The organism is Thermodesulfitimonas sp. (genome assembly GCF_052743955.1).
The window spans coordinates 1-9,763 of sequence record NZ_JBRAIN010000069.1; the positions used below are offsets into that span (position 1 = coordinate 1).

7 protein-coding genes are annotated in these 9,763 nt (G+C 59.5%); all 7 read right to left on the reverse strand.

Annotation, left to right across the window (positions count from 1 at the left end; all coding sequences use genetic code 11):
* Window positions 1-74: 74 nt before the first annotated feature.
* The 7 genes from dnaJ to lepA all read right to left on the reverse strand — a co-directional run bounded on the left by dnaJ (window position 75) and on the right by lepA (window position 9,582).
* Complete coding sequence (dnaJ, locus tag ACUVTA_RS06920) at window positions 75-1,211, reverse strand: molecular chaperone DnaJ (protein WP_445952225.1); 1,137 nt, start codon at window positions 1,209-1,211, stop codon at window positions 75-77.
* A 119-nt stretch (window positions 1,212-1,330) separates the two neighbouring features.
* The gene (gene dnaK, locus ACUVTA_RS06925; RefSeq protein WP_445952226.1) at window positions 1,331-3,142 is read right to left on the reverse strand and encodes a molecular chaperone DnaK; all 1,812 of its coding nucleotides are present in this window, start codon (window positions 3,140-3,142) and stop codon (window positions 1,331-1,333) included.
* A 126-nt stretch (window positions 3,143-3,268) separates the two neighbouring features.
* Window positions 3,269-3,922, reverse strand: a complete 654-nt coding sequence (gene grpE, locus ACUVTA_RS06930) for a nucleotide exchange factor GrpE (RefSeq protein WP_445952227.1) — start codon at window positions 3,920-3,922, stop codon at window positions 3,269-3,271.
* Window positions 3,879-5,450, reverse strand: a complete 1,572-nt coding sequence (locus tag ACUVTA_RS06935) for a TCP-1/cpn60 chaperonin family protein (protein WP_445952228.1) — start codon at window positions 5,448-5,450, stop codon at window positions 3,879-3,881. Before ACUVTA_RS06935 ends, grpE begins: the two co-directional genes overlap by 44 nt.
* A 30-nt stretch (window positions 5,451-5,480) precedes the next feature.
* Window positions 5,481-6,506 carry a heat-inducible transcriptional repressor HrcA gene (gene hrcA, locus ACUVTA_RS06940; protein ID WP_445952229.1) on the reverse strand — a complete coding sequence of 342 codons (1,026 nt, stop codon included), beginning with the start codon at window positions 6,504-6,506 and terminating at the stop codon, window positions 5,481-5,483.
* A 140-nt stretch (window positions 6,507-6,646) separates the two neighbouring features.
* On the reverse strand, window positions 6,647-7,783 hold the full coding sequence (gene hemW, locus ACUVTA_RS06945) for a radical SAM family heme chaperone HemW (RefSeq protein ID WP_445952230.1): 1,137 nt from the start codon (window positions 7,781-7,783) through the stop codon (window positions 6,647-6,649).
* Window positions 7,780-9,582: a translation elongation factor 4 gene (gene lepA, locus ACUVTA_RS06950; protein WP_445952231.1), complete on the reverse strand. Its 1,803-nt coding sequence runs from the start codon at window positions 9,580-9,582 to the stop codon at window positions 7,780-7,782. Before lepA ends, hemW begins: the two co-directional genes overlap by 4 nt.
* Between the last annotated feature and the right edge of the window lie 181 nt (window positions 9,583-9,763).

The following is a 9,763-nucleotide window of genomic DNA, read 5'->3' on the forward strand; positions in this document are numbered from 1 at the left end:
AAAATTTAAGACAGCCTTGCGGCTGTCTTGAACAGAAATTCTGGAGTTATGTTATCTGCCGATCACGCCCGTGCTTACATAAAGGCATCCCGGACCTTTTCAAAAAAACCTTTTTCCCTATCTCCTTTTGCCACGTCGTCACCCGAAAGCCGGGCAAACTCCCGCAACAGCTCCTTTTGCCGCTCGGTAAGCCTTGTTGGGGTTACAACCTTGAGCCGCACAATAAGGTCACCCCGGCCATGGCCGTAAGGGTTCGGGACACCCTTACCTTTAAGTCTTACCACGGTACCAGGTTGTGTCCCTTCCTGAACCTTCAGCCGCGTCGTTCCCTCGAGGGTGGGCACCTCAATCTCCGCCCCGAGGGCCGCCTGCGGGAAGGAAATGGCGGCTTCGTAAATCAGGTCATCGCCCTCCCGCCGGAAAACCGGGTCGGGACGCACCCGGATGTGCACGTAAAGGTCGCCCGGCAGGCCGCCGCGCACACCGGCCTCGCCCTCGCCCCGGAGCCGGAGGCGGAAGCCGTTATCCACGCCCGCAGGAACCTTCACCTTGACCTTGCGGACCCGCTGCACGTAACCGCTCCCGTTGCAGTCGCGGCAGGGCTGAGGGATAAACTGGCCGCTCCCGCCACAGCGGTCGCAGGTCCGCGTCTGGATGAACTGACCGAAGGGCGTGGCGCGGCTAAAGCTCACCTGACCAGTACCATTGCAGGCCGCACAGCGCTCTGGCGCGGTCCCAGGTGCAGCGCCCGAACCGCCGCACGTGCCACACCGTTCGGTTCGCGGCACCCTAACCTCCTTCTCCGCGCCGAAAACCGCTTCCCGAAACGAGAGTTCGAGCTGCGTTTCGAGATCTGCCCCGCGCTGCGGCCCGTGCCGGCGCCGCCCCCCACCGAAGAAGGCCTCGAAAAGATCGCCGAAGCCAAAGTCGAAGCCAAGGTCGCGGAAATCAAAATTCCGGAAGTCAAAACCAAAGCCCTGCCCTTCGGGCCCGGCGTGACCAAAGCGGTCGTACTGCGCCCGCTTCTCCGGGTCCGAAAGTACCGCGTAGGCCTCCGTAATCTCCCGAAATTTCTCCGCCGCTTCCTCCTTTTTATCGGGGTTCGCATCCGGGTGGTACTGCCGCGCAAGCCGGCGGTAGGCCTTCTTAATCTCTTCCTGGGTCGCGTTGCGCGAAACCCCGAGAACCTCGTAGTAATCACGCTTAGCCATAAAACCGCACCTTCTTAAAAAAGTCAGTACCTACCATCCAGAAAAAACTCTCCGGGGCGCGTAAAGAAAGCCCCCGCGTAACCTGAAATATTCCCGCCACGGCAGGCAAATATCTGGCACTACTTCACCTCATAGTCCGCATCCATCGTCCGACCTCCCTGCTCGGGTCCGCCCGCCGCCTGGCTTGACGAGGAGCTCGCTGCCTGCCGGTACATCGCCGCCGTCAGGGTATGGAGCGGCTCAGTTAAAGCCTCTAACTTTTGCTTGATGAGCGCCGCGTCGTTCCCTGCCAGCGCCTCTTTGAGCTCCTTCACCGCCGCTTCGAGCCGCTCCACCTGGGGCTTATCCGCCTTTTCCCGGAAGTCCTTTAGTACCTTCTCCGCCTGGTAAACCATCGTCTCGGCCTGGTTTCTTAATTCTGCCGCTTCCTTACGCTTTCGGTCTTCCTCGGCGTGGCGCTCCGCATCCTTCACCATCCGCTGGATCTCCTCCTCGGAAAGCCGGGTGGAGCCGGTGATCGTGATGCTCTGCGCCTTCCCGGTGCCTAAGTCCTTGGCCGAAACGTTCACGATGCCGTTAACGTCGATATCAAAAGTAACCTCAATCTGCGGCACCCCGCGCGGCGCCGGTGGAATACCGATCAGGTGGAAGCGCCCGAGGCTCTTGTTATCGGCCGCCATTGGCCGCTCCCCCTGGAGAACGTGAATCTCCACCGAGGTCTGGTTATCAGCGGCAGTGGTGAAAACCTGGCTACGCCGGACGGGAATGGTGGTGTTACGCTCGATGATCTTCGTGAAAACACCGCCGAGAGTCTCGATGCCGAGTGAGAGCGGCGTCACGTCGAGTAGCACTACGTCCCGCACCTCGCCAGCCAAGACGCCGGCCTGAATTGCCGCGCCGATCGCCACGCACTCGTCCGGGTTGATCCCCTTGTGAGGCTCCTTCCCGAAAAAGCGGCGGACAGCCTCCTGTACACACGGCATCCGCGTTGCCCCGCCTACCAGGAGGATTTTATCGATCTGCTCAGGCTTGAGCCCCGCGTCCTGAAGCGCCTGACGCGTCGGCCCCATCGTCTTTTCCACCAGGTCCGCCGTCAGCTCCTCGAATTTCGCCCGGGTCAGCGTCAGGTCGAGGTGCTTCGGGCCGGTTGCGTCTGCCGTGATAAACGGCAGGTTGATGTTGGTTGCGGTGACGCCCGAGAGCTCGATCTTCGCTTTCTCCGCCGCCTCTTTCAGCCGCTGCATCGCCATGCGGTCGGTAGAAAGGTCGATCCCCGTCTCCTTCTTAAACTCGGCCACCAAGTAATCGATGATCCGCTGGTCGAAGTCGTCGCCGCCAAGGCGGTTGTTCCCGCTCGTGGCCTTGACCTCAAAAACCCCTTCGCCGATTTCGAGGATGGAAACGTCAAACGTACCGCCGCCCAGGTCGAAGACCAGGATCGTTTGGGTCGCTTCTTTATCGAGGCCGTAGGCCAGCGCCGCGGCGGTCGGCTCGTTGATAATCCGCAACACCTCGAGCCCCGCGATGCGCCCAGCATCCTTCGTTGCTTGGCGCTGCGCGTCATCGAAGTAGGCCGGCACGGTGATGACCGCCTTGGTTATTTTCTCCCCGAGGTAGGCCTCGGCGTCCGCCTTGAGTTTCTGCAGGATGAAGGCGGAAATCTGCTGCGGTGTATATTCCTTATCATCAATCTTTACCCGGTAGTTCGAACCCATGTGCCGCTTGATCGACATCACCGTTCGCTCCGGGTTTACTACCGCCTGGCGCTTCGCTACCTGTCCAACCAAAAGCTCTCCCGTCTTCGAGAAAGCAACCACCGAAGGGGTCGTCCGCCCGCCCTCGGCATTCGGAATCACAACGGGCTCGCCACCCTCCATGATGGCCATGCAGGAGTTGGTCGTTCCCAGGTCGATCCCCAGAATTTTTTCCATAGAAACCTTTCACCCTCCTCAAAAAGACCAGTTATTGTCGATAATGACGGCTCTGCCAGCCTGTATTGCTTCCGCTCACACGTTTGCTCGGAGCCGGAAGCAAGCAACGCCGCCTATTTTTCGCGTTTATTCTTTTTCTTTAGCCACCTTCACGAGCGCCGGCCGGATAACCTTGCCCCGGAACATATAGCCGCGCCGGAACTCCTCGATAACTGTGTTCCGCGGACCATCTTCACCCGTTTCATAGGCCACCGCCTCGTGGCGGTTGGGATCAAACTCCTGGCCGACCGCCGGGATCGGCTCCAACCCCTCACGCGCGAGGATTTCGCTAAGCCGCCGGTAGATCATGTCGACGCCGGCCAGGAAATCCGCTACCTGCTCACCCGGTGCTTGCAAGGCCCGCTCAAAATCGTCGAGTACCGGCAGAAGCGCGGTCACCAGCGCCTCACCGGCAAAATGGAGGAACTCCTCGCGCTCCTTGTTTACGCGGCGCCGCAGGTTTTCGAAATCGGCCCGCAGCCGCAAAAGCTGCTGGTAATACTCCGCCGCTTTTGCTTCAGCCGCACCGAGGGCCGCTTCCAGAGCGCGAATCCGTTCCTCGGGAGAGAGGGTCTCCGAAGCCTCTTGGTTTTGGGCGGCCTCTTGCTCTGGCAAGCTTTCCGCCGCCGGCGCTTCCACCCCAGTTACCGCCTCAGGATCAGTAGCTTCCCCGTTAACCCTTTTTTCTTCCCTTTCTTTATCCGGCATCTTTGACTTGATCCCCGCTTTCCTGTTTCTCATCCCGCTTCCGGATTATCGTATCGATCCGGAGGATCGCCTCCGCGATCTCCCCGGCCGCTTTAAGGGCGTGAATCTTGACCAGCGCTGGGTCAAGGATTCCCGCCTGGAGCATATCTCTTACCTCACCCGTATCACAATCAACCGCAAGAGAGTTTTTCCGCCGCGCCACTTGTGCCGCAACCACGTCGCCGACCTTCTCCAGCGGATTAAAGCCGGCATTGGCAACGATCTGCGCCAGAGGCCGCTTCAGGGCTTCGACCACGCAATCGACACCATAAGCGGCCATCCCCCGGACGCGACCGCGCATCTTTTCTACCTCCCGGGCAACGGCAATCTCCAGCGCTCCGCCCCCGGGAACAACACCTCCCTTGACCGCCGCCTGCACGGCCGCAGCAGCGTCCTTAGCGATCCGCTCCCGCTCGCCGACAACCTCCGCTGTAGCCGCCCCGACCACAATGGTAGCCATCGGTTTGCCACCACCCGCCCGGATCCAGACCTGCTCCAGGCGCTCGTCATCGTAAACCTCGCCCGCGAAGCCCAAGTACCGGGCGAGCTCCTCAGGCTCCTTCTTTAGCCCCGTCCGCTTGATCATTCTGGCCCCGGTGTGTTCCGCCGCCCGGCGCAATTCCTTTTGCAATACCCGCTGGATGACCATCACGCCCGCGTCGGTGAGCATTTCCTCTGCCACATCCGCCACGCCGCGGTCGACCAGAACCAACTTGACCCCCATTTCGATTAGTTTACGGATATTTTGTTTAAATTCTTCTTGTAACGCAAGATAGCGGGTGAACCCCGCCTCCGTCCCCAGGGCCTCCTCCTCTAACTCTTCCGGCTCCAGGGCGTCATCGATAACCAGCACCTTCGCTTCAGTGAGGCGTTCGGGCATCTGCCGGTTCAGCCGCTCTTTGCTGATGATCACCCCTTCAAAAACCTGGTTCTCCGCCCCTTCCTCGGCCACCACAAGGTCGGCCAGCCGGAAAGCCGGTTTCAGAAGCTCCTCCTTACCGACGAGGCGGGCGGCTTTTACCACTAGGTCGGCGATATCCTCGTTCCCCCTTCCGGCCACCAGGGCCACAGCGCGCAGGCGGGGATCGTCAAGGTCCCCCAGCTCGCTGGCTTGCTGGCGCATTACCTCGACCGCAAAGCTAACGCCCTGCCGTAGCCCTTCGATCACCCGCGCCACAGGCACGCCTTTCAGCACTTTTTCGAGCCCGGCACCTACCATCGCCCCAGCCATTACCGTCGTCGTGGTGGTGCCGTCGCCCACCTCCTCATCCTGAGCCTTGGCCACATTAATCACCATCTTCGCCGCCGGGTGGGTTGCCTCCATGGTGGTGAGAATGGTCACCCCGTCGTTGGTGATAATTACCTCGCCGAAGCGGTCGACCAGCATCGTGTCGAGGCCCTTCGGCCCTAACGTCCCCTCCACCGCGGCCGCCACGGCCCGAATGGCGTTGGTATTGGAAATAAGGGCCGCTAAGCGCTCGTTGACTTCTGAACCTGTCGTTGCCTGCTGCTTCAAGCTCACCGAACCGATCCTCCTGCCGTGACAGAACTCTTACCGGTAAAACTTAGCCAACTCTGCCGAAAGGCTCTCCGCCACGTAGCGCAAGATTCCTGCTACCCGGCGGTAGCGCATCCGGGTGGGGCCGAGCACCGCCAGCACTCCCCGCATCTTATCGTCTATCTGGTAGGTTACCGCGACCATGCTGAGTTCCCGGATATCCGGACGGTTAAACTCTTCCCCGATCCGGATGCTCAGACCCTGCTCCTCGCTCTGGGAGGTCAGCAGGTCGCAGAGAAAATCCTCCTGGTCTAACAGTCCCAGTAACGTCTGGAGCCGACTCACATCCCTGAACTCGGGCTGGGCCAAGATGCCGTGGATGCCGCCCTGGTAAATCCGTTCTTCTTTAACCTGTAACGCTTCCTGAATAAGCTCGAAGGTCCAATCGAGAACACTCTTATAATGCGAAAGTTCCGCGTAAATTTCCTTTAGGAGAGTAAGTTTAATATCTCTAACCGTAAGCCCCCGCAACTTGGCGTTAAGCACCCGGGAAAGCGCCTCCAAATCGTAGGCGGTAATCCCTTCGGGAACCGGGATCAACCGGTGGAAAACATCTCCCGAAGCAAGAACCACCAAGACCATCGCCTGCCCAACGCCGAAAGGAACGAGCTGGATATGGCGGTACATACTCCTTCCGCACGGCACCGTAGCAATCGCTGCGTAACTCGTAAGTTGCGAGAGAATCTGGCCGGTCTGGCGGATGACCCCAGCAATCTCCCTTGATTTAGTGCTGATGTAACTACGCAGAAGCTCCTTTTCCTCTTCCCCCGGCTCCTCCGGCTCCATCAGATAGTCGACGTAATAGCGGTAACCCCGCTCCGAAGGGATGCGCCCCGCCGACGTATGGGGCTGCTTAAGATAACCCATCTCCTCGAGATCCGCCATTTCGTTCCGGATGGTCGCCGGGCTGATCCCCAGCCCGTACTTCCGGGCGATAGTCCGTGAGCCTATCGGCTCTGCCGTATCGATGAAATCCTCCACAACAGCCGCTAAAATCCTTTCTTTCCTTTCGTCGAGCATCGGAACCGCCTCTTGTTAGCACTCGAACCCAGCGAGTGCTAAAGGCTTTTTTTTAAAGATAGCACCAGGGGAGACAATTGTCAAGGCTGCGACCGCTAAAATAACCATTAATTCCCAAATCACCAGCACCCCGGCGTATATTATACAAACGCTGCAAAAACAATATTGGCCACCGGTAAGGCCGTTCGGGTCAACCGCAAAAGATCCCCCTCCCGACAAAGGAGTCCCTGCCCTACCAACCGGGAAATCTCCCGCCCGTAGACTGCTTCCGGCTGGCGCCCGAAACGCGCTGCAAAACTTGAAAGCGAGACGCCCGCCGTAAGACGCAAGCCCAAAAAGAGTGCCTCCGCCATCTCTTCCGCGGGTGTAAGCGCGTGCTCCTCGGCCACCGGCAGCTTTTCTCCCGCTACCAGATCGCAGTAGTCTTGAAGCGCCGCTACGTTGGCCCACCGGCGGTGTTCAAGGTAAGAGTGGGCCGCCGGTCCCAGTCCGAGGTACGGCTCTCCTACCCAGTAAAGGCGGTTGTGCCGGCACTCCTTCCCGGGCAGGGCGAAGTTGGAAATCTCATAGTGCTTGTAACCTGCTGCCGTCAGGCAGTCTATCGTCATCAGGTACATCTCCCGCGCCTCTTCCTCCGGGCAACGCCCGCACATACCGGCCGCCACCGCCTGGCCAAGCGGTGTTTCCGGATGGATTTCCAAGTCATAGGCCGAAATATGTTCGGGGCCGAGAGCAAGCGCCTCCCTAAGCGTCTTCTCCCAGTTTTTAAGCGTTTGTCCGGGAAGACCAAAAACCAGGTCGAGGTTAAGGTTAACAAACCCGGCCCCACGTGCCCATTCAACCGCCTCTTGTACCCTGCGGAACGTATGTCCCCGCCCCAAAAACTGCAGCTCCGTATCGCTGGCCGACTGCATCCCGATGCTCAGGCGGTTTACCCCAGCCAAGTAGAGCGCCCGCAAAAGCTCGGGGGTTAGGGTTTCCGGATTGGCCTCAACCGTAATCTCCACCCCAGGCAGCACGTTAAAGTAGCGGGCGATTAGGTCGAAAATGCCGGCCAGCATCGCTGCACCCAGGCAGGTGGGGGTACCGCCGCCTAAATAGATGCTTCCCACAGCCGCTTTAGTACCCAATTGCGCCGCCCGGAGGCGCATCTCTTGCGCCAGTGCTTGCAGGTAGCGACTGGCAGCCGCAGCGTCGTAAGAGTAAGAGATAAAATCGCAATAGTTACACTTTCGGCGGCAGAAGGGGACGTGAATATAGAGCCCGAGAGCGCTCACTTATCATCCACCCGCAACACAGCCAGGAAGGCCTCCTGCGGAATCTCCACGCTACCCACCTGCTTCAGCCGCTTTTTGCCTTCCTTTTGTTTCTCGAGCAGCTTTTTCTTCCTGGTAACATCGCCACCATAGCACTTAGCAAGCACATCCTTCCGGAGCGCCCTGATCGTTTCCCTGGCGATCACCCGTCCCCCTACCGCTGCCTGCACCGGAATCTCGAAAAGCTGTCGCGGGATAAGCTCCCGCAGTCGCTTTACCAACTGGCGCCCGCGTTGGTAGGCCCGCTCCCGGTGGACGATAGAAGATAAGGCGTCAACTAACTCGCCGCCAACCAAAATATCAACCCGCACCACATCGGCCGGCCGATAACCCAAAAATTCGTAGTCAAGCGAGGCGTACCCGCGGCTCACCGATTTCAGACGGTCAAAGAAATCGTAAATGATTTCAGCCAAGGGAAGTTCGTAGGTCAGGATGACCCGGCTTTCCCCTACGTACTCCATATTCTTAAAGCTGCCGCGTCGCGCGTTACATAGCTCCATAACTGCACCGATATAATCCTTCGGTAGCATGATGGTGGCGCGGACGAAAGGCTCTTCGATCGCTTCAATCTCTCCGGCTGGCGGCAGCGCCGCCGGGTTTTCCACCTCCACCATGCGGCCGTCTTTCCGAAGCACCCGGTAGATAACGTTCGGCGCCGTGGTGATGAGTTTCAGGTCGTACTCCCGCTCCAGACGCTCCTGCACGATCTCCATATGCAGCAGTCCCAGAAACCCGCAGCGAAAGCCGAATCCCAGCGCAGCAGAGGTCTCCGGCTCGTAGAAGAGGGCTGCATCGTTAAGACGCAGCTTATCGAGCGCTTCCCGCAGGCGGCCGTAGTCCGCACTCTCCACCGGATAAAGGCCGCAAAAGACCATCGGTTTCACCGCGCGGTAACCGGGAAGCGGCTCCTGGGCCGGGCGCTTCGCCCCCGTGATTGTATCGCCAACCCGGCAGTCCCGGACGTTTTTAATCTGCGCCGCCACAAAACCGACTTCCCCCGTTTTGAGCGCTTCGACCGGGGCGAGCTGCGGCCGGAAGATGCCCACCTCGGCCACCTCGTACTCTTTACCGGTCGCCATCATCCGGATCGCCATCCCAGGGCGGATGCTCCCGTCCACCACCCGGACGTAGGCGATAACGCCTTTGTATGAATCATAATGGGAATCGAAGACTAACGCCCGCAGCGGCCCTTCTTCATTTCCTCCCGGTGGTGGTATCTCCTTTACAATTGCCTCTAAGACTTCCTCTACGCCGGTCCCGTACTTAGCTGACACTAATAGCGCCTTGGAGCCGTCCAGTCCGATTACTGTCTCGATCTCGCGCCGGACCCGGTCCGGGTCGGCACTTGGGAGGTCGATCTTGTTGATCACCGGTACCAGAACCAGGTCGTGTTCGAGCGCCTGGTAAGTATTGGCCAGCGTCTGCGCCTCAATTCCCTGGGTAGCGTCAACAACGAGGAGAGCTCCCTCACAGGCGGCCAGGCTGCGGGAAACCTCGTAAGAAAAGTCCACGTGGCCAGGCGTATCGATCAAATTAAGCTGGTATTCCCGCCCGTCCCGGGCGCGGTAAGTAAGCCGGACAGCCTGCGCCTTAATGGTGATGCCCCGTTCCCGCTCGATCTCCATCTGGTCGAGGACCTGCGCCACCATCTCCCGCGGCGCGATTGCCCCCGTATACTCTAACAGGCGGTCAGCTAGGGTAGACTTTCCGTGGTCGATATGGGCGATAATGCAGAAATTCCGGATATGCTCCTTCGCCACTACATCTCCTCCAGCCTGTTGGCAATAACCCGCAAAGTTAAGACGCTGCCGCGCCCGGGAAGCCTCTTCCGCCCTCCGAACGCTGCCTATTTATTATACCACAAGAGCGTAGCGACCGACCGCGGTCAGGGCGTGGGATGCCGGGTTTTCATGGCCGAAAAGCGAAGCAGCGTTCCAGGTA

Excerpts from the sequence above, each read along its gene's own strand:
- dnaJ (WP_445952225.1), bottom strand. The coding sequence starts at position 1,211 with ATGGCTAAGCGTGATTACTACGAGGTTCTCGGGGTTTCGCGCAACGCG.
- hrcA (WP_445952229.1), bottom strand. The coding sequence starts at position 6,506 with ATGCTCGACGAAAGGAAAGAAAGGATTTTAGCGGCTGTTGTGGAGGAT.
- grpE (WP_445952227.1), bottom strand. The coding sequence starts at position 3,922 with ATGAGAAACAGGAAAGCGGGGATCAAGTCAAAGATGCCGGATAAAGAA.
- dnaK (WP_445952226.1), bottom strand. The coding sequence starts at position 3,142 with ATGGAAAAAATTCTGGGGATCGACCTGGGAACGACCAACTCCTGCATG.